Raw genomic sequence first — 19,047 nt, forward strand, 5'->3', positions numbered from 1 at the left:
CGGGGAGGGCATTGCATGGAACCCATAATGGCAGTGGTCATCGGCGTAATTTACGCCGCGGCCATCTACATGATGCTACGACGATCCATCGTCAAGCTGGTGATCGGACTGATCCTGATTTCCAACGCCGCCAATCTGCTGATCTTCGCCACGGCCGGCATGACGCGCGATGCCCCACCCCTGATTCCCATGAACGGCGACCCGCTGGGAGAGGTCATTGCTGACCCGCTGCCGCAGGCACTGGTCCTGACCGCCATCGTGATTGCCTTTGGTGTCTTGTCGTTTGCCGTGGTGCTGATTCGTCGTGCCTATCAGATCGTCGGGGTCGACGACATGGACCAGATGAAGGATACCGACACGTGAACCCTGAAGTCGCTCTCCCGATACTGATCCCCCTGGCGGCGGGGGCGCTGTCGATGGCGTTCTGGCGCTCGCGCATGATGCAGCGGCTAATTGGTATTGCCGGTACGGCCGCGCTGCTGGCGACCAGTATCTGGCTCTTTGCCAGCGTTCAGTCGCAGGGTTATGTGATCATGAATGCCGGCGGCTGGGCCGCGCCCTTTGGCATCACGCTGGTGGCAGATCTTCTGAGCGCCATCATGGTGGTGCTGACCGGTATCATCGGCTTTGCCGTTGCAGTGTATTCACTGCCGACCATCGGAAGAGGCCACGAAACCTTTGGCTACTATCCGCTCATGCATCTTTTGCTGGCCGGAGTGGCGGGTGCCTTTCTGACCGGCGATATCTTCAATCTGTATGTCTGGTTTGAAGTAATGTTGCTGGCGTCCTTCGCGCTGTTGATTCTGGGTGGCGAGCGTGCCCAGATGGAAGGAGCCATCAAATACGTCACGCTGAATCTACTGTCATCGGTGATCTTTCTCAGCGCTGTCGGGCTGCTTTATGGCCTGCTGGGCACGCTCAATATGGCCGATATCGCACGTCGCGTGGCGCTGGTCGAGGACAACACGCTGATCGATGTCGTAGCGGTGATGTTCATGATCTCGTTTGGCATCAAGGCTGCGGCCTTTCCGCTGTTTTTCTGGCTGCCGGCGGCCTATCACACCCCGCCAGTGGCGGTGTCGGCCCTGTTTGCCGGACTTTTGACCAAGGTGGGGGTCTACGCCCTGTTTCGTGTCTTCACGCTGATTTTCAATCAGTCGGTGGATTACACCCACGAGATTTTGCTGTGGGGAGCGGGGCTGACCATGCTGACCGGCGTTCTGGGTGCTGCGGCCCAGTTCGAGTTCCGCCGTATTCTCTCCTTTCATATTGTCAGTCAGATTGGCTATATGCTCATGGGTCTGGCGCTTTTCACACCGCTGGCGCTGATCGGTGGGGTGTTTTATATCCTTCACCACATCATTGTGAAGACCAACCTGTTCCTGATCAGCGGGGTCGTCTATCGGTTGAAGGGCACTCATGATCTCAAGCAGCTGGGCGGCGTCTACAAGGCCTGGCCGCTGTTGGGCGTGCTCTTTCTGATTCCGGCGCTGTCACTGGCTGGAGTCCCCCCGCTGTCAGGTTTTTTTGCCAAGTTTGTCCTGATTCGCGCCAGTATCGAGGCTGGCCATGTGGGTATCACGGTGATTGCTCTGCTGGTCGGGCTTTTGACGCTCTATTCAATGACCAAGATCTGGGCCGAGGTGTTCTGGAAAAAATCACCCGATGAGGCACCTTCCTTGAAAGTGGCGCCGCTGTCCCAGCGTCATCTCTGGCTGATGCTGTTGCCGGTGGTGGGACTGGCCGGATGCACGGTATTCATCGGGCTCAACGGTCAGCTTCTTTACGATGTGGCAGAGGCCTCGGCAGCGCAACTTCTGAATCCTCAGGCCTATATCGATGCCGTACTGGGAGAGCAGCCATGATCGGGCTTTTATCCAATCTGCTGTTGGCAGTGGCGTGGATCGCGCTCAGTGGTGATTTCAGTATGGGGGGCATGCTGACCGGTCTGGTCTTTGGGTATCTGGTCATCTTGCTGTTGCAAAATCAGCTGCCTGGTCTGAAAGGCTACGGTACCCGTCTGCCAAGGATTATCTCCTTCGTCTTTTATTTTCTGCGTGAGCTGTTCATGGCCAATTTCAAGGTTGCCTTTGATGTCATTACGCCGCCATGGCACATGACCCCCGGTGTGATCGCGTTCGAGCTGGAGGCGAAAACCGACCTTGAGATTGCCTTTGTGGCCAATCTGATTTCACTGACGCCGGGGACGCTGAGCCTGGATATTTCCGATGATCGTCAGGTGCTGTTCATTCATGCCATGTTTCTGGATGACGAGCAGGCGTTAAGAGGAGATCTTCGCGAGATGGAGCGCCGAGCGCTGGCGGTGCTGCGATGACGATAATCGTGAATATGGCGAGGGACGCATGCAGATACTGATCCATCTAAGTTTTGCCATTCTGGCCGTTTCCATGGTGCTGTGCTTCGTGCGTCTTGTGATCGGCCCCAGTTTGCCGGACCGGGTCGTGGCGCTGGAGCTTTTGTCGATGATCATCGTCGGAATCATTGGCGTTCATGCGCTGCAAAGCGATGAAACCAGCTTTCTGGATGTCGCCATTGTTGTGGCTCTGATGTCCTTTCTGGCGACTGTCGGGTTTGCCCGTTTTCTGGAACGAGGAGGGCGTCGAGATGATTGAACTGCTTCAGGGGCTGTTGTTGCTGGCCGGTTCTCTTTTCATGTTCATTGCTGCGCTTGGCGTTGTCCGGCTGCCGGATCTCCTGACCCGCATGCATGCCTCCACCAAGGGCGCCTCGCTCGGGGTCATGCTGTTGATGGCAGGCGTCGCCCTGCATTTTCTGGAAGAGGTGGTGTTTGCCCGAACAATCGCCATTACCTTTTTTGTCCTGATGACAGCACCGGTCGCGGCCCATGCCATCGGCCGTGCCGGCTACTTTGTCGGGATCGAGCTATGGAAGGGCACGCTCAAGGATGAGCTGCGGCCCAATTACAATCCACTGAGCCACCGCCTGCACAGTGGTCTGAAAAAGCCGGCAAAGGGGGCGGATGAAACGGCGCATCATGAGGATAAAGGCCGCCGGGAAGGAGGTTGACCCCGGGGCTCGAGATATCGCCCGCCACCGGGCGTTGCTATGCTTGTGATCACCACTTTCTGAAGACTGATCCTGCCATGCTGTCTGGAAAAAAATTTGCGCCGCTGCCCTGGCTTCTGGGCATTGCCGGACTGATCCCCTTTGTAGGGCTTGCCGCTGTTATCGTGCTTTCCGTGCCGGGGTGGCAGGCCGTTGCCTTCAAGGCCTTTCTCTACTATAGCGCCGTCATTCTCTCGTTTCTGGGCGGTGTGCACTGGGGTGTGGCGATGAGTCTGGATCATGAAGGCAGTCATCACTTCAGCTCCCGTATGGTGGTGGCCATGGCGCCATCGCTACTGGCCTGGCCGGCACTAATGCTCAGTCCCCGGTTTGCGCTGCTGGCACTGATGACAGGGTTTTTATTGATTCGCCTTTATGAAGCCCAGGCGGACAGCGTCGAACGTCTGCCCTCCTGGTATACCTCGCTGCGGACCCTGCTGACGGTGGTGGTGGTGATTACGCATCTTTCCGTTCTGGCATTGTTGACACTGACATAGTTGTTTAACCGGAGAAGGGTGATGCTGGTTTGAAAGACTTTCGTCTAAATAACAAGGATGTTTATTCAGCTTGTTTTTACCTGAATAATTTTTTGAAGCATTAATTTTGTTAAAATATCGATTAGGCCGAAAGCCATTAAAACGCCTTCCCATTATTGAGGAGGGCGTTTTTTTGTATGGTAATAACTAAAACATCTCATGCTTTGTCCTGGATTAAATGACACTCTTTTATATGCATGCTGAGAGACCATGGTGTACGGCAGTTTCGGCACAACATTTAAACGTTTCGTTTGACTATCCTCAATAATTATCAGGTTATTAGCGCCTTCTTGAGATTTTATTTATTAAAATAAATCTGATATTAAAAGTATCGTCAAAGGCTCGCTGACAAGGACAAATACCGTCTCAAGCCATACCTGCTCACAACTTCAGGGTGGTGATATGAGATCAAGGGATAACGCACCATGCAGACAGTAATCGTCACCGGAGGTGCTGGATTTATCGGTTCGGCATTGATACGCCATCTCATCGCTCACGATACGTGTCGCATCGTTAATGTTGATTGCCTGACCTATGCCGGGCATACCGCCACGCTAAAGGATATTGAACATGACCCACGTTACTGCCTGGAGAGGGTAGATATCCGTGATCGCCCGGCGCTGGATCGTGTGTTTTCGACCTGGCAACCGGATGTCGTCGTGCATCTGGCCGCAGAGTCGCACGTAGATCGTTCCATTGACGGGCCGGCGGTATTTATCGATACCAACATCGTGGGGGTCTTTAATCTGCTGGAAGCGGCGCGATGCTGGTATGAAAGTCTTGAGGGCGAGCAGCGCGAGCGCTTTCGCTTTCATCACGTGTCAACGGATGAAGTCTTCGGAGACCTGGCGGCGGATGCCAAACCCTTCAGCGAAACCTCGGCTTACGCACCCAGCTCTCCTTATGCGGCCAGCAAGGCAGGCGCCGACCATCTCGTGCGCGCATGGCAGCGAACCTATGAGTTGCCGACTTTGATCACGAACTGCTCGAACAATTATGGTCCGTGGCATTTTCCGGAAAAGCTGATCCCGCTGGTCATTCTCAATGCGCTCCAGGGCCGCGATATTCCGATCTATGGCGAGGGGCATCAGATTCGTGACTGGCTGTATGTCGAGGACCATGCTCGTGCCCTTCATATGGTCATGACGCAGGGGAAAATCGGTACCAGCTATAACATCGGCGGCCACGAAGAGCGTCGTAATATTGATGTGGTCACCACCATTTGCGATGTACTCGAACGTCTGGAGGTTCCTCATCCCGACGGCATCAGCCGTTTTCACGATCTCATTACCCATGTGCCGGATCGCCCAGGCCATGATCGTCGCTATGCCATTGATGCCTCTCATATTGGCCGCGAGCTGGGCTGGCAGCCCCGTGAAAGCTTTGAGAGCGGGATCGAAAAAACCGTGCGCTGGTTCGTGGCACATGGTGACTGGTGTCAGGGCGTCGAAAATGAGCAGACGCGCCAGCGTCAGGGGCTGGGGGTCACTTCATGAAGGGCATTATTCTGGCAGGCGGCAGCGGTACGCGGCTTTATCCGCTGACACTGGGAGTGTCCAAACAGCTTCTGCCCATCCATGACAAACCGATGATCTATTACCCGTTGTCGATACTGATGCTGGCCGGTATTCGAGAAATTCTGATCATTACCACCCCTGTTGAGCAGCCCCTTTTCAAGCGTCTTCTGGGCGATGGAAGCCGTTTCGGTATATCGATCGAGTATGCCGCCCAGCCAAGCCCCGACGGATTGGCCCAGGCATTTCTTATCGGCGAATCCTTCATTGGCAATGACAATGTCTGTCTGATTCTGGGCGATAACATTTTCTATGGGCACGGTTTTGTGCCACGCCTCAAGCGCGCGGTCGAGCGAGAGACCGGTGCCACGATCTTTGGCTATCAGGTGCGAGACCCCGAGCGCTTCGGCGTCGTGGAATTTGACGATCAGCAGCGGGTGCTGTCGCTGGAGGAAAAACCCATCGCACCCAAATCACGCTACGCCGTGACCGGCCTCTATTTCTATGACAATGACGTGATCGATATTGCCCGGGACGTTCGGCCTTCCCATCGCGGAGAACTGGAAATTACCAGCGTCAATCAGGCCTATCTGGCACGCGGAAACCTCAATGTCGAGCTGCTTGGACGCGGGTTCGCCTGGCTTGATACCGGGACGCATGAAAGCCTGCTGGAAGCCGCCCAGTTTGTCGAAACCATTGAAAAGCGACAGGGCTACAAGGTGGCCTGTCTTGAGGAGATCGCCTGGCGTAACGGCTGGATCGACAGTGATGCCCTGATGGCGGAAGGGCGAGCACTGGAGAAAAACGGTTATGGCCAGTACATGATTTCGTTACTGGAGTCGCCATGATTCCCTTTACGCGTCCGTTTTTGCCTCCCGAGGCGGAGTACCAGCGCTATATCCATGACATGTTCTCCCGGCAGTGGCTGACCAATCACGGGCCTTTGGTGCAGTCATTCGAAGCGCACCTCAGGGAGTTTCTTGGCATCGATCACTGCCATTTCGTGGGTAACGGCACGCTGGCCCTGCAGCTGGCATTCAAGGCGCTGGCGCTGGAGGGCGAGGTTATCACTACGCCGTTTTCCTTTGTGGCGACGCTCAACGCGCTGCTGTGGGAAGACCTTGAACCAATATTTGTTGATATCGAGCCACAGACGCTGACGCTGGACCCGGCGCGTATTGAAGCGGCCATCACGCCAAAGACCTGTGCCATTCTGGCCACGCACATCTACGGTCACCCCTGTGATGTGGAAGCCATTGAGACCATTGCTCGACGTCATGATTTAAAGGTCATTTACGATGGCGCGCACGCGTTTGGCTCGCACCATCTGGGCCGCAGCCTGCTGGATTATGGTGACATCAGCATCACCAGTTTTCACGCCACCAAGCTCTTTCACACCATTGAAGGCGGGGCGCTATTCACTCGTAGCGCCGAGCTGAGTGAGCGGATTGCGTCGCTGCGTGCCTTTGGGCAACTCGGTGGGGCCGGCATCAATGCCAAGGGGTCGGAAGCACACGCGGCCATGGGGCTGGCGCTCTGGCCGTGGCTGGATCATATTTTTGAAAGCCGCGCCCATATCGCCGGCATTTATGATCGCTGGATCGACGGTCATGGCCTGCCGATCACGCGCCCTGAGCTGGTTCCCGGGGCCGAGGTCAACCATGCCTATTATCCCATTATGCTTAAAAGTGAAGCGCAGCTGGAAAGGGTGCTTCATTATCTGGCCGAGCAGGACATTCATCCGCGTCGCTATTTTCATCCCGCGCTCAATCTTGTCGGTGCGGTAGAAGCTAATGGCATCCACATGCCCGTGGCAGAGGACATCGCCTCGCGGGTACTGTGCCTGCCCAACTTCGTGGCCATGACCCGGGAGGATGCCGAGCAGGTCATGCACCACCTTGAAGACGCCCTGTTATTGGAGACGGCATGAGTAAAGAGGCCCAGGAGCTTGCCTTTTATCACCATCGCGATCGCGCTGTTTCATCAGAATCGTTTTTACGCTTTATCGAGCAGGTGGAGAGGGAGTTCGAACCGCCTCTGTCCGAGCAGCATCATTTGCCTGACTACGTGAACAAGCTGCTGAGTCTGGCCGAGGTCAACTATGTGCTCGATGGGGACAGGGTCGTTGCTGCCATCGCCTGCTATGCCAACGATTATGAACATTACAATGCCTATGCCACCTTCATCGGTGTATTGCCTGATTATCGGGGCAGTGGCATTGCCAGACCCCTGTTAAGCCGAGGCATTGAATCCTGTCGGCAGGCCGGGATGCAAAATCTCCGTGCTAGAACGTGGCACCGCGGCAAGATTCTGGCCTTTTATGAAGAGATGGGGTTTGTGGTGGAGCGTGTGGAAACCAATGAGTGGGGCGTTGAGTCGCTGCAGCTGAACATGGTGCTCAATGACCGCTCTGATGATGCTCGCTAGCCCCATACCCCCATTTCACGACGACACCTCCGGAGAGAACTCATGAACGTACTGCTGTCCTGCGTCGGCCGGCGTGGCTATCTGGTGGACTACTTTCGTGAGGCGCTTGCCGGTCAGGGGCGTGTTATTGCTGCCAATAGCGACCCCATGACCGATGGTATGTGGCGTGCCGATCGCGCCTATGAGGTACCGCCGGTCAACGATGCCGGCTATATCGATGCCCTGCTCGAGATTGCAGAGAAGGAAGAGGTCAAGCTGGTGGTCTCGCTGTTTGATATTGACCTGCCCTTTCTCAGCGCTGCCCGGGAACGATTTGCCGAGCGCGGCATTCAGGTGGCCGTATCCAATGAGGCGGTCGTGGATATTGCCAACGACAAATGGCGTACCCGGGTCTTTCTTCAGGAGCACGGCTTTGATGGTCCGCGCACCTGGTCGACGCTGTCATCGGCCCTGGAGGCCGTCAAGAGCGGTGAGGTGCGCTGGCCATTGTTCGTAAAACCCCGCTGGGGAATGGGGTCCATCGGTGTGCAGGTGGCCCGCGATGCCGATGAGCTGCGCTTTTTCCATGAGCATACCCGCCGCGCCATTGCGCGAACCTATCTCACGATGATGGAAGCGCGTGTCATCGACAGGGATGGCCATGGCGACGTGCTGATTCAGGAAGGTGTGCCGGGACAGGAGTACGGGCTCGATGTGTTCAATGATCTTGAAGGCCACCACGTGATCACTACCGTCAAGCGCAAGGTGCGCATGCGCTCGGGGGAGACCGATGTGGCTGAAGTGGTGGATATGCCCGAACTGATGCGCCTGGGGGCACGTCTGGGTCGTCAGCTGGGACACGTGGGTAATCTGGATGTCGATGTCATGGTCAGCGGTGATCGGCTGGCCGTGATTGAATTCAACGCTCGTTTTGGTGGCGGGTATCCCTTTTCGCATCTGGCCGGCGCCAACTATCCTGAAATGCTGATACAGCTGGCCCGGGGGCTCCCCCTGATGCCTGCCGTAGCGCGCGTGGGTACCTTCGGGCTCAAGGCGCTGGTGCCCATGCAGGCCCCTGACTCGGGCAGTGGTGTCTGATCCACATGCCCCGCGGTTTCGTTTGACAGGAGTACGTCGTGTCGGTCAAGGCCAATGCGCTTGCCAACTATGCCGGCCAGCTTTACACCACGCTGGTCGGTATTGTCGTTTATCCCTTCTACCTGGCCTGGATGGGCGAGGAAGCCTACGGCCTGGTGGGATTTTTCATCGTTTTACAGGCCTGGCTCAATCTGCTGGACATGGGCATGTCGCCCACGCTGGCGCGCGAGACGGCCAGAGCGGCGACGCATCAGGGCGAGCAGTGGCAACTGCTGCGGCGGCTGGTACGCAGTCTCGAAATTATCTTTCTGGGGCTGGCGGTCGTCATGGTGTTGTCGATCGTGCTGGGCAGCGACTGGATTGCCAGCCAGTGGCTTGAGGTCAAGACGCTGTCGCATGATGAGGTCGCCTGGTGCATCGTGCTCATGGGGTTCATGATCGGTATGCGCTGGCTGGCATCCTTATATCGAAGTGGTATTCAGGGGCTGGAGCGTCAGGTCTCGCTTAATGTGGCCAATGTCGTGATCGCCACTTTCAAGTTTGTCGGCGTCCTGCTGATTCTGCAGTTTGTCAGCACGCAACCCAGTGCCTATTTCGAATATCAGCTGGCCATTGCGATGCTGGAGCTTGTGGTACTGGGAGGAATGTTTTACCGCCTGCTGGGCGGGCGCGAGCAGTGGCACGGGTTTTCCTGGGACGTCCTGCGCCCTGTATTGCCCTTTGCCGGTGGTGTGGCCTATACGGCCGGTATCTGGGTCCTGATGACGCAGCTCGACAAGCTGCTGCTGTCATCGTTTCTGCCGCTGTCGGAGTACGGCTATTTCACACTGGTGGTGGTGGTGGCCAACGCCATCATGACGCTGACCATGCCGATCAGTCGCGCCCTGATGCCGCGCATGACCGGTCTTTTGGCCAGTCAGGAGGAGGCGCAGATGCTGCGTCTTTACCGGCGAGCCTCACAGTTTATTGCGGCCACGCTGCTGCCTGTGGCCGGCATGGTGGCGCTCTATGGTGGGCAACTGCTGTATGCCTGGACCGGCAACATGGAGGCAGCACAGTGGGGTGCGCCCATTCTGTTCTGGTACGCACTGGGGAATGGGCTACTGGCGATTGGTGCCTTCCAGTATTACCTCCAGTATGCCCATGGTCGCCTGAGGCTTCATGTCATCTACAACACGGTTTCCGTGTTGATCGTGGTACCGGTGGTGGTGGTCGCGGCCTGGCAGTGGCAGGCCATCGGTGTGGCCGTGGCCTGGTGCGGCTTTCGCCTGCTGTCATTTCTGTTATGGACGCCCTTCGTACACGCAAGGTTCGCCCCCGGCATCCATCGCGACTGGATGACCCGCGATATTCTGCCCTGTGCGGCCGCCACGGCGTTGATGCTACTGCTTTATCAATGGCTGGGGCTGTCTCTCTGGTCGCTGTCCAGGCCCTGGATATTTGCCAGTCTGACCGCCATGGGTATCGCCATCTTGATGGTCAACGCTCTGGTGTCCTCGATAGGGCGCGACATGATCCTTCGCCGTTTACAGGAGAGAAAGCATGCCCGCGCTACCCACTGAAGAGGTGATTGTTCGGGACTGGCCGGCAGGGGGGATACCCCGGAAGTCAGCGTCGTCTGTACGACGTACAATCAGGCCGGCTATATCCGGGAGGCCATCGAGAGCTTTTTGTGCCAGCAAACGGATTTCTGCTTCGAAATCATCGTTCACGATGATGCCTCGACCGATGGCACCGCAGAGATCATCAGCGAGTATGCCAGCCGTTACCCGCGGCTCATCCGGGCGGTACTGCGCGATGAAAACCAGTACCAGCAGGGACGCAGGATCATGCCTCTGGCGGCGGGCTTTGCCCGGGCGCCCTATCTGGCGCTGTGTGAAGGGGATGATTTCTGGTGCGATGAACAAAAGCTTGCCCGACAGTACCGCGCCATGCAGGCCAAGCCGGAGATTGCGATCAGCTATCACAATGTCATCCGCCGCGGTCCCGAGCGCGAAGTTTTGCATGTCGAGCAACAGGACAGCCGCAATCACGAACGTGTGGTAACGCTTGATGAGCTGCTGGTACAGACCGGAGATTACTGTCCGTCACCGTCGCTGATGCTGCACCGGCGGGTGATGGAGCGTTTGCCCGAATGGTTCTATACCACGGCCCCGGTCGGTGATTTCTATCTTCAGGTACTGGCAGCCGAGCCGGAAGGGGCGCTGTATCTGCCTGATATCATGGCGGTTTATCGTACCCATGCTCAGGGTTCCTGGTCACAACAGCAGCGCCAGCTCAAGGATGATGGCCGCTATGCGCGTCATCGGGACTTCATGGCCCGCCATGCCGAATGCATGGCGTATCTGGCCAGCCAGCTGAACGCTTCTCATACCCCGGCCATTACCCTGGCGCTGGCACGACGATGGTATTACGCCTCGGTCGAATATCTTCAGGCAGGCCGCTATCAGGGCTATCGAGAAGCCATCGCGACCAGCATGCATCATCAGACCATTTCCGCGCCGCAACGATTGCTGTTTCTACTGCGGCGTACGCCAAGGCTGGCAGGAAGGGTGGTCGCAATGCGCCACTGGTATCAGCGTCGCCGCGCCAGCGCCTGATCCCTGAGCCCCTTCAGGGCTCAGGGTTTTCCAAAGGGCGTCTCAGGCCGTTGTCATCTGTATTTTCTGCTGCTCGCGCAGCGCATATTTTTGAAGCTTCCCGGTGGAGGTTCTGGGCAGCGATGCCTGGAAAGTGACATGTCTGGGAACCTTGAAGTGCGCCATATGCTCGCGACACCAGCTCAATAATTCGGCCTCGTTGGGTCCGTCGGCCTCCGAAGTCGGAACCACGAAGGCGTGCGGCGTTTCACCCCAGAATTCATGCGGCCGTGCGATGACGGCCACTTCGCGGATGCCGGGATGACTCATCATGATTTCCTCGATTTCGATCGATGAAATCGACTCGCCCCCTGAAATGATGATGTCCTTGGCACGGTCCCGAATCTCGATATAGCCATCTTCATGCATGACGGCAATATCGCCAGTGTCGAGCCAGCCGCGTCCCATGGCCTCTCTTGTGGCCTCGGGATTTTTGATATAGCCCTGCATGATGGTATTGCCGCGCAGCATGAGATGCCCCAGTGATTGTCCATCGGCGGGAACATCCTCGTGGGTGACCGGGTCCTTGAGCGCGACACTTTCGATGGCAAGGGTCCCTACGCCCTGACGGATCTGAAGGCGCGCGCGCGCCTCGACGGTCAGCGTCGACCACTCCGGCTGAAACTGGCAGACCAGAGAAGGGCCGTAGGTTTCGGTCATGCCGTAGAGATGCAGTACGTCAAATCCCAGTGCGCTCATGCGAGCGATGGTGGCCGAGTTCGGCGGTGCACCGCCCGTGGCCAGCAGTACCGAAAGAGGTAGTGCTGTCGCCGACTCCGGCTGATCCAGCAGCATGGTCATGATGATGGGGGCTGCCGCCATGTGCGTGATCCCGTGGGTATGGATCATTTCAAGCACGCGGGCCGGCTCGACCCGTCGCATGCAGACATGTGTGCCGCCTGCTGCTGTTACCGCCCAGGTGTGGGTCCAGCCGTTGCAGTGGAACATGGGCAACGTCCAGAGATAGACCGTGCGGTCATCCATCTTCAGCGTCAACGTATTGGACAGCGCATTGAGGTAGGCGCCCCGGTGGCTGTAGATCACGCCTTTCGGATTGCCCGTGGTTCCCGAGGTGTAGTTAAGCGCGATGCAGTCGCCTTCATCTTTGGGTGAGACAGGAAGGCATGGGGTTGCACCAGCTACCAGCGATTCATGGTCATGAGGTGTCGAGAGCGCCCATGGTGAAGCTTCACCGCTACCATCATCGACCTCGATCAATATGGGGTGAGGGACCGTCAGCAAGGCCATCGCCGCAGCGACCGTGTGACGAAGGCCTCGATCAAAGATCAGTACGCGTGTCTCGGCGTGCGTCATGATGAAGGCAACGGAAGCCCCGTCGAGCCTGGCATTGATGGCATTGAGAATGCCGCCTGCCATGGGCACACCATAATGGGCTTCAAGCATGGCTTTCGAATTCATGCCAAGTGTTGAGATCACCTCACCCGAAACAATGCCCAGGCCCTGAAGGGCGCCACCGAGCTGTCGGCAGCGTTGATAAAACGATCGATAGGAGAGCGTGACGTCGTCCTCGACGACGGCCGTTCGATCCGGGTGCACCCGTACAGCACGTTCCAGAAAACTGACGGGTGAAAGGGGAACATGATTGCTTTCACCCTGTGACGGGCATGACGACGACGGTAATGCACGATAATGATTCAATGCCATATCTCCACGAGACCATGAATATATTTTTTATTATTTTTAATGAGTGTTGGATCGGATTGGCGACGTCAAGTATGACAGCCTCGAAAGCTCGTTTAATGATTCAATACCGGTTAATCAAGGTGGCTGATTAAATAAGCCGGAGTTGAATTAACAGGTTTATGTAGATCTCTCTACAATATAAACACGGACTTGCCGGTTTTTTGTTATACGAAAACAACATGGTCGATACGGCACATTATATCGAAGCTATCCATCGTAGCTTGAAAGTTAATATTTATATCTGGTTTGCCGGCTCCTTTGATTACTTATATTTAATATTAAATATAAACATGTATTGCTGTTTCTTGCCGGCAGCCCATCAGGTACCCGATGCTGGAGTAGACATGACGGCAGATATTGAAAGGCGTTTGAGTCTTGAGGGCCGGATGGCTCTTGTGACGGGGGCTGCCAGCGGACTGGGTGCGCACTTCAGTCAGGTGCTTGGCCATGCCGGCGCCTCATTGATGCTGACCGGGCGTCGTCTGGAGCCTCTTGAAACTCAGGCGGCCGAATTACGCCAACAGGGTATTCAGGTGTGGGTGTGCGCCATGGATATCCGCGATGACGCCGATGTTGAACGGGCGCTTGCGACACTGGCTGCTGAAGCAGGCCGAATTCCCGACATCGTGGTCAACAATGCCGGCATTACCGATACCGCCACGGCGATATCGCGGGACATGGACACCTGGACCGACATTATTGATACCAACCTGAATGGCGCCATGCGGGTCTCGAAAACCGCGGCCCGGGAGATGCAGTCACAGGGTCGGGGTGGGGTGATTGTCAATGTCGCCTCGATTCTCGGGCTGCGGGTAGCCGGTCACGTCGCGGCCTACAGTGCCAGCAAGGCGGGATTGATTCAGCTGACCAAAAGCCTGGCGCTGGAATGGGCGCGGCATGGCATTCGGGTCAATGCACTGGCACCGGGTTATATCGATACCCCCCTGAATCATGATTTTTTCCAGAGCGAGCAGGGCCAGCAACTGATTCGTCGCATCCCCCAGCGTCGGCTGGGCGCTCCCGAATCCCTTGATGGCCCCTTGCTGCTGCTGTGCAGCGAGGCCGGCAGCTACATGACCGGCAGCGTGCTCACGGTCGATGGTGGCCATACGGTCAGTTCGCTTTAACGCTTTCCTTCCCATCTTTTCGGATACCACATGGACTTTTCACTCCCCCGGGATATCGAGCAGTACCGTCAGCGCATCGCCTCCTTCGTGGACGAGCGCATCATGCCGCTGGAGAAGGACCGCGCCAACTACGATGAGCACGAAAACATCGTGGATCATCATCTGCAGCGGCTGAGGGGGGAAGTGAAGGAGGCCGGGCTCTGGTCGCCACAGATGCCGCGCTACCGTGGTGGCATGGGGCTTTCCATGGTGGGCATGGCCGCCTGCTATGAAGCCATGAACCGCTCCATCTTTGGGCCGGTCTGTTTCAACGCCGTAGCGCCTGATGACGGCAACATGATGGTGCTCGAGAAGGTGGCTACGGACGCGCAGAAAACGCGCTGGTTGCAGCCGATTGTCGATGGACGTGTTCGTAGCGCCTTTGCCCTGACCGAGCCTCATCCGGGCGCCGGCTCTGACATGGCCGGCATGATGCAGACCCGGGCCGAGCGCCGTGGTGACCGCTGGGTCATCAACGGTCACAAGTGGTTTATTACCGGTGCAGGTCTTGCCGAGCATTTCATGCTGGTGGCCCGTACCAGTGACGATGCGCGCAAGGGTCTGACGGTCTTTTTGTTCCACCGTGACCAGCCAGGGTGGGAGATCAGGCGTCGCATCCCGATCATGGGGCCGGAAGAGCATGGCGGTCACTGTGAGCTGATCTTTGACGGCCTGGAAATTCCCGACGACCAGGTGCTGCTCGGTGTGGGCGAGGGCATGAAGGTTGCACAGATTCGGCTGGCGCCCGCGCGTCTGACCCACTGCATGCGCTGGCTGGGGCTGGCGCAGCGGGCGATGGAGGAAGCGCTCGGTCACGTCGAAATGCGCCAGGCCTTCGGTGCGGCGCTGGCGGACAACCAGAGCATTCAGACCGCGCTGGGTGAGGTGGCCATGGAAATCGAGGTAGGTCGTACATTGGTCATGAAGGCCGCCTGGGCGCTTGATCAGGGCAGCTTTGCCCGCAAGGAAGTCAGCATGGCCAAGGTGGCTGTCTCCAACGTGCTCAACAAGGCGGTGGATGTGGCCATTCAGGTACATGGTGCCAAGGGGTACTCCCAGGACACGGTGCTTGAATGGATCTACCGCTACGCCCGCCAAGCGCGCATCGTGGATGGTGCCACCGAAGTTCATCAGATGCTGCTGGCGCGCATGCTGCGAAGCGAAGGCAATGACTTCTGGCACTGGGAGGTGGCGGACCAATGAGTGATACCGGTTCGGGTTCAGCCCTGACGCAATGGTTGGCGCAGCGCTGCGACGCTGAGCATGTGGTCATCACGTCCCAGCGACGGCTGGGCGGCGGGGCCGTACAGGATAATCGTCTACTGGAAGTCAGCGTGAGCGGTGGCCCCATGCAAGGGGAGCAGCGCTGGGTGCTTCGCAGCGATGCCTTGGCGCCTCTGGCCATCAGCGCCAGCAGACAGGAGGAGTTCCTGCTGATCAGCCGCGCCTGGCATCATGGCGTTCGCGTGCCCGAGCCGCTGTGGATGTGTGAAGATGAAAGCGTTCTGGGTCGTCCTTTCATGATCATGCGCCACGTTGCGGGAGAGGCGTCGCCCCGGGCGCTGGTGGCCCGGGCCGGCGAGGGAGCGCTTGAGCCTCTGGTAGAGGAGCTGGGGGCGGAACTGGCCCGCATTCATGCCCTTCCGCTGTTTGACGAAGACCAGAAGCCGTGTGACGACGCTGACTGGATCTCCATACAGCTGGCCGATTTACAGCACCGGCTGTCGCAGCTTGAACCGCCACAGCCAGTGCTGGCCTTGGCGTTGCGCTGGCTGGCAAGGCAGCCCCCGACGCGGTCCAGAACCGTACTGGCTCATAACGACTTTCGCACCGGTAATCTCATGGTTCAGGGCGATCGGCTCGAGGCGGTACTGGACTGGGAGTTTGCCGGTCCCAATGCTGCACTGGCTGATATCGGCTGGTTTTGCGCCCCCTGCTGGCGTTTTGGCGGTGCCGGGGAGGCCGGGGGGCTGGGTTCGATGGAAGCCTTCCTGCGTGGTTATGAAAGTGCCGGCGGTGAGCGCGTCGATCGTGAACAACTCGAAAGATGGATTATCCTGGCCACCCTCCGATGGGCCGTGATTGCGCTGGAACAGGGCGCTCGACATGACAGCGGTGTACAGCCGGATCTGGAACTGGCATTAACCACGCATCTGCTGCCCGGTCTGGAACTTGATCTTCTGCGTTTGATCCCTGTCGATCCAGAGGTTGATCCGAACAGTCTGCCTCGCTCCTCGGACAGGACAGGGGAGGATTCTGCCGAAACGTCTCTGCCAAGAGCCTGGGAGGCGCTGGCAGCGCTCAACGACGACGCGCGCGAGCTGATGGACATCACGCGCCAGACGCTCAAGTCAGAGATCATTCCGGCACTGGACGGCGAGGCGAGACGTTCGGCGCTGATGGTGGCCAATGCGCTGTCGATCATCGCTCGCCAGCAATACCAGGGCGTCTCCATCTGGGATGAAGTCAGAGAGACGCTGTCACAGCAGCTTTCCCTGCCGATGGAGGGGCTGGACGCTCATGCCGGCGCCCGCGCTCTGGTGGAAGAAATCCATCGGGGGGAGCGGGACGCTCCGGAGCAGTTTGAGGCGCTGCGCCATCTGCTCAGGGAAGATGCGCTGGCGCGCGCGCGTATCAGCCAGCCTCGCGCCGCTCAGTAGCAGGTTGCGCCTGTCCCTGGGGGGCATCTGAAGAAAGGCTGTCCGCCTAGAAGAGTCTTGATAGCAGTGATACCACGGCTGTTTCGACACGCAGAATGCGTGGCCCCAGATGAATGCCTTCAAATCCCATTGCCTGCAGCTTTTCCACCTCAAAGGGGATAAAGCCGCCTTCGGGGCCAATGGCCAGGGTCACGCCTTGATCCATGGGCAAGCCGCGTGGGCAGCTTTCTCCGATACCCGGATGCGCCAGCAGCGCCCGATGGCCGATGATCGCATCCGGCAGCTGATCCTCGATGAAGGGTTTGAAACGAGGCTGTATGTCTACTGTCGGCAACACCGTGTCGCGCGCCTGCTCAAGCCCAAGGCGCAGATGAGCGTCGATACGCTCTGGCTGAAGCTCGGGCGATTGCCAGTAGCTTTTCTCGACTCTGGCCGTATGCAGCAGCGTCAGTCGCTTGACCCCCATGGTCGCAATGTTTTCAAGCGAGCGCGCCAGCATGCGCGGACGGGGCAGCGCAAGCAAAAGATGGATCGGCAGTGCTGGTGGAGGAAGATGATCGAGATGGATGATCTCGAACAGTGCCCGGTCCCTTTCAAGCTCCAGCAGACGCGCTCGGCCAACCCCTGCATTGCTCATGCCGACCGTCAGTTCTTCGCCGACGGTGGCCCGATGAATCTCGTGAAGATGGCGCAGGCGTCGACTGTCGCGAATACAGGCTCGATCGGGAGGCACAAGATCGTCAGAGGTCAGCAGCAGCAGGTTCATGGCGGTGGTAGTTCCAAAAGCGCGGGCGTGTTGATAGAAGCCGCGATGATAGCGCAGCGACCACGGGCGGACGACCCGTTCGCTTTCTGACATAATGCGCCGGATACACGCCCGGGCAGACGGGTAACCGGTTTGAACCATGACGCAGGAAAGCTTCGGCATGAAGGTACTGATGATCGGCGGCGGGGGCCGCGAACACGCGCTGGCGTGGAAACTGGCACAGTCACCGCGAGTAGACGAGGTGCTGCTGGCGCCCGGCAATGCCGGTACCGCCCGAGAGCACGGCCTTCGCAACGTCGATGTCGCCAGTGGCGATATCGAAGGGCTGTTGGCGATAGCACGCAGGGAAGCGGTGGCATTGACGGTGGTCGGCCCCGAGGCACCACTGGTGGCCGGCGTGGTGGATCGCTTTCAGGCCGAAGGTCTCAGAATCTTCGGTCCAGGTGCGGCCGCTGCACAGCTTGAAGGCTCCAAGGCGTTCAGCAAGGATTTTCTGGCTCGCCACAGCATTCCAACGGCCCGCTATCAAAGCTTTACGGACGTCGCGCCAGCACTGGCCTATCTTGAGTCGCAGGGCGCGCCGATCGTGATCAAGGCTGATGGTCTGGCTGCCGGCAAGGGCGTAATCGTCGCCATGGACATGGCGCAGGCGCGGGCCGCCATTCACGACATGCTCGAAGATAATGCCTTCGGCGATGCGGGGGCTCGAGTCGTGATCGAGGAGTATCTCGAGGGCGAAGAGGCCAGCTTTATTGTCATGGCAGACGGCGACCACGTGGTCGAGATGGCGACCAGCCAGGACCACAAACGAGTGGGCGATAACGACAGCGGCGCCAATACCGGCGGCATGGGCGCCTATTCCCCGGCGCCCGTGGTGACTGAAAGCGTGAGAAAGCGCGTCATGCGCGAAATTATCATGCCGACCATTCAGGGCATGAAGGCTGACGGCCATGCGTATACGGGCTTTCTTTATGCAGGGCTCATGATCGATGATCAGGGCGCCCCGCGCGTGATTGAATACAATTGCCGGTTTGGCGATCCCGAAACCCAGCCGATCATGCTGCGTCTGCAGTCTGATCTGGTCACGCTGTGTGAAGCGGCCATCGATGGCCAGCTTGATCAGTATCACTGCCAGTGGGACCCTCGCTCGGCAGTGGGTGTGGTCATGGCGGCCCAGGGCTATCCCGGCAGCTACCGCAAGGGGGATGTCATTACCGGATTTAATGAGGCGCAGCGCCTGGGGTGTCACGTCTTTCACGCCGGTACTCGTGAGAGTGAAAACGGCGCCATCGAAACCGCTGGCGGGCGCGTGCTGTGTGTGACGGCACTGGGAGATGATGTGAAGGCGGCACGCGATCTTGCCTATGAGGGCATCGCCGCCATGCAGTTTGAAGGCGGGTTTTATCGCAGTGATATTGCTGCACGCGCCATCAATCGATAGCGCGGCACGCCGGTCGGCTGCAAGGGTCGA

19 protein-coding genes are annotated in these 19,047 nt (G+C 58.1%); 17 read left to right on the forward strand and 2 right to left on the reverse strand.

What is annotated here, in order from left to right:
* Window positions 1-15: 15 nt before the first annotated feature.
* The 13 genes from B9G99_RS11815 (at window position 16) to B9G99_RS11875 (ending at window position 11,241) form a co-directional block, all read left to right on the forward strand.
* Window positions 16-363: a Na+/H+ antiporter subunit C gene (locus B9G99_RS11815; protein ID WP_086622330.1), complete on the forward strand. Its 348-nt coding sequence runs from the start codon at window positions 16-18 to the stop codon at window positions 361-363.
* A complete protein-coding gene (locus B9G99_RS11820) occupies window positions 360-1,865 on the forward strand; it encodes a Na+/H+ antiporter subunit D (protein WP_086622331.1) in 1,506 nt (501 codons plus the stop codon). Before B9G99_RS11815 ends, B9G99_RS11820 begins: the two co-directional genes overlap by 4 nt.
* Window positions 1,862-2,335 carry a Na+/H+ antiporter subunit E gene (locus tag B9G99_RS11825; protein WP_086622332.1) on the forward strand — a complete coding sequence of 158 codons (474 nt, stop codon included), beginning with the start codon at window positions 1,862-1,864 and terminating at the stop codon, window positions 2,333-2,335. Before B9G99_RS11820 ends, B9G99_RS11825 begins: the two co-directional genes overlap by 4 nt.
* A 28-nt stretch (window positions 2,336-2,363) precedes the next feature.
* Window positions 2,364-2,633: an MrpF/PhaF family protein gene (locus B9G99_RS11830; protein ID WP_086622333.1), complete on the forward strand. Its 270-nt coding sequence runs from the start codon at window positions 2,364-2,366 to the stop codon at window positions 2,631-2,633.
* On the forward strand, window positions 2,626-3,048 hold the full coding sequence (gene mnhG, locus B9G99_RS11835; RefSeq protein ID WP_086622334.1) for a monovalent cation/H(+) antiporter subunit G: 423 nt from the start codon (window positions 2,626-2,628) through the stop codon (window positions 3,046-3,048). The genes B9G99_RS11830 and mnhG overlap by 8 nt, the downstream gene beginning before the upstream one ends.
* A gap of 77 nt (window positions 3,049-3,125) precedes the next feature.
* On the forward strand, window positions 3,126-3,584 hold the full coding sequence (locus B9G99_RS11840; protein WP_086622335.1) for a DUF3429 domain-containing protein: 459 nt from the start codon (window positions 3,126-3,128) through the stop codon (window positions 3,582-3,584).
* 464 nt (window positions 3,585-4,048) lie between these two features.
* Window positions 4,049-5,119: a dTDP-glucose 4,6-dehydratase gene (gene rfbB, locus B9G99_RS11845; protein WP_086622336.1), complete on the forward strand. Its 1,071-nt coding sequence runs from the start codon at window positions 4,049-4,051 to the stop codon at window positions 5,117-5,119.
* Window positions 5,116-5,985 (forward strand): glucose-1-phosphate thymidylyltransferase RfbA, encoded by an 870-nt coding sequence (gene rfbA / locus B9G99_RS11850; RefSeq protein WP_086622337.1) that lies wholly within the window; start codon window positions 5,116-5,118, stop codon window positions 5,983-5,985. Before rfbB ends, rfbA begins: the two co-directional genes overlap by 4 nt.
* On the forward strand, window positions 5,982-7,067 hold the full coding sequence (locus B9G99_RS11855; protein ID WP_086622338.1) for a DegT/DnrJ/EryC1/StrS family aminotransferase: 1,086 nt from the start codon (window positions 5,982-5,984) through the stop codon (window positions 7,065-7,067). The genes rfbA and B9G99_RS11855 overlap by 4 nt, the downstream gene beginning before the upstream one ends.
* Window positions 7,064-7,564, forward strand: a complete 501-nt coding sequence (locus B9G99_RS11860; RefSeq protein ID WP_086622339.1) for a GNAT family N-acetyltransferase — start codon at window positions 7,064-7,066, stop codon at window positions 7,562-7,564. Before B9G99_RS11855 ends, B9G99_RS11860 begins: the two co-directional genes overlap by 4 nt.
* A 42-nt stretch (window positions 7,565-7,606) precedes the next feature.
* Window positions 7,607-8,641, forward strand: a complete 1,035-nt coding sequence (locus B9G99_RS11865) for an ATP-grasp domain-containing protein (RefSeq protein WP_086622340.1) — start codon at window positions 7,607-7,609, stop codon at window positions 8,639-8,641.
* Between the two features lie 38 nt (window positions 8,642-8,679).
* Entirely contained in the window at window positions 8,680-10,203 is a 1,524-nt protein-coding gene (locus B9G99_RS11870; RefSeq protein WP_086622341.1) for a lipopolysaccharide biosynthesis protein, read from the forward strand.
* 18 nt (window positions 10,204-10,221) lie between these two features.
* Complete coding sequence (locus B9G99_RS11875; protein WP_086622342.1) at window positions 10,222-11,241, forward strand: glycosyltransferase family 2 protein; 1,020 nt, start codon at window positions 10,222-10,224, stop codon at window positions 11,239-11,241.
* 42 nt (window positions 11,242-11,283) lie between these two features.
* Here B9G99_RS11875 and B9G99_RS11880 read toward each other — a convergent pair whose 3' ends face one another.
* A complete protein-coding gene (locus B9G99_RS11880; protein ID WP_227875799.1) occupies window positions 11,284-12,939 on the reverse strand; it encodes an AMP-binding protein in 1,656 nt (551 codons plus the stop codon).
* Window positions 12,940-13,328: 389 nt separating this feature from the next.
* On the opposite strand from B9G99_RS11880, the gene B9G99_RS11885 reads away from it, so the two are divergent.
* From B9G99_RS11885 to B9G99_RS11895, 3 genes are read left to right on the forward strand one after another with little or no spacing between them, the layout of a single operon-like run.
* Complete coding sequence (locus B9G99_RS11885; RefSeq protein WP_086622344.1) at window positions 13,329-14,111, forward strand: SDR family NAD(P)-dependent oxidoreductase; 783 nt, start codon at window positions 13,329-13,331, stop codon at window positions 14,109-14,111.
* Between the two features lie 30 nt (window positions 14,112-14,141).
* Entirely contained in the window at window positions 14,142-15,353 is a 1,212-nt protein-coding gene (locus tag B9G99_RS11890; RefSeq protein WP_086622345.1) for an acyl-CoA dehydrogenase family protein, read from the forward strand.
* On the forward strand, window positions 15,350-16,810 hold the full coding sequence (locus tag B9G99_RS11895) for a phosphotransferase (protein WP_086622346.1): 1,461 nt from the start codon (window positions 15,350-15,352) through the stop codon (window positions 16,808-16,810). Before B9G99_RS11890 ends, B9G99_RS11895 begins: the two co-directional genes overlap by 4 nt.
* Before the next feature lie 46 nt (window positions 16,811-16,856).
* Here the strand turns inward: B9G99_RS11895 and B9G99_RS11900 are convergent, their stop codons facing one another.
* A complete protein-coding gene (locus B9G99_RS11900; protein ID WP_086623454.1) occupies window positions 16,857-17,576 on the reverse strand; it encodes a 16S rRNA (uracil(1498)-N(3))-methyltransferase in 720 nt (239 codons plus the stop codon).
* Between the two features lie 160 nt (window positions 17,577-17,736).
* Between B9G99_RS11900 and purD the strand changes: the two genes are divergently transcribed.
* Window positions 17,737-19,017, forward strand: coding sequence for a phosphoribosylamine--glycine ligase (gene purD / locus B9G99_RS11905; RefSeq protein WP_086622347.1), 1,281 nt, complete (start codon window positions 17,737-17,739; stop codon window positions 19,015-19,017).
* The last annotated feature ends 30 nt before the right edge of the window (window positions 19,018-19,047 follow it).

This window comes from Kushneria konosiri, from assembly GCF_002155145.1.
Classification (GTDB): domain Bacteria; phylum Pseudomonadota; class Gammaproteobacteria; order Pseudomonadales; family Halomonadaceae; genus Kushneria; species Kushneria konosiri.

Bases quoted from the DNA above. Each gene is read 5' to 3' on its own strand.
- purD (WP_086622347.1), top strand. From the start codon at position 17,737: ATGAAGGTACTGATGATCGGCGGCGGGGGCCGCGAACACGCGCTGGCG.
- mnhG (WP_086622334.1), top strand. From the start codon at position 2,626: ATGATTGAACTGCTTCAGGGGCTGTTGTTGCTGGCCGGTTCTCTTTTC.
- rfbB (WP_086622336.1), top strand. From the start codon at position 4,049: ATGCAGACAGTAATCGTCACCGGAGGTGCTGGATTTATCGGTTCGGCA.
- B9G99_RS11895 (WP_086622346.1), top strand. From the start codon at position 15,350: ATGAGTGATACCGGTTCGGGTTCAGCCCTGACGCAATGGTTGGCGCAG.
- B9G99_RS11815 (WP_086622330.1), top strand. From the start codon at position 16: ATGGAACCCATAATGGCAGTGGTCATCGGCGTAATTTACGCCGCGGCC.
- B9G99_RS11860 (WP_086622339.1), top strand. From the start codon at position 7,064: ATGAGTAAAGAGGCCCAGGAGCTTGCCTTTTATCACCATCGCGATCGC.
- B9G99_RS11855 (WP_086622338.1), top strand. From the start codon at position 5,982: ATGATTCCCTTTACGCGTCCGTTTTTGCCTCCCGAGGCGGAGTACCAG.
- B9G99_RS11825 (WP_086622332.1), top strand. From the start codon at position 1,862: ATGATCGGGCTTTTATCCAATCTGCTGTTGGCAGTGGCGTGGATCGCG.
- B9G99_RS11840 (WP_086622335.1), top strand. From the start codon at position 3,126: ATGCTGTCTGGAAAAAAATTTGCGCCGCTGCCCTGGCTTCTGGGCATT.
- B9G99_RS11865 (WP_086622340.1), top strand. From the start codon at position 7,607: ATGAACGTACTGCTGTCCTGCGTCGGCCGGCGTGGCTATCTGGTGGAC.
- B9G99_RS11900 (WP_086623454.1), bottom strand. From the start codon at position 17,576: ATGAACCTGCTGCTGCTGACCTCTGACGATCTTGTGCCTCCCGATCGA.
- B9G99_RS11890 (WP_086622345.1), top strand. From the start codon at position 14,142: ATGGACTTTTCACTCCCCCGGGATATCGAGCAGTACCGTCAGCGCATC.
- rfbA (WP_086622337.1), top strand. From the start codon at position 5,116: ATGAAGGGCATTATTCTGGCAGGCGGCAGCGGTACGCGGCTTTATCCG.
- B9G99_RS11830 (WP_086622333.1), top strand. From the start codon at position 2,364: ATGCAGATACTGATCCATCTAAGTTTTGCCATTCTGGCCGTTTCCATG.
- B9G99_RS11885 (WP_086622344.1), top strand. From the start codon at position 13,329: ATGACGGCAGATATTGAAAGGCGTTTGAGTCTTGAGGGCCGGATGGCT.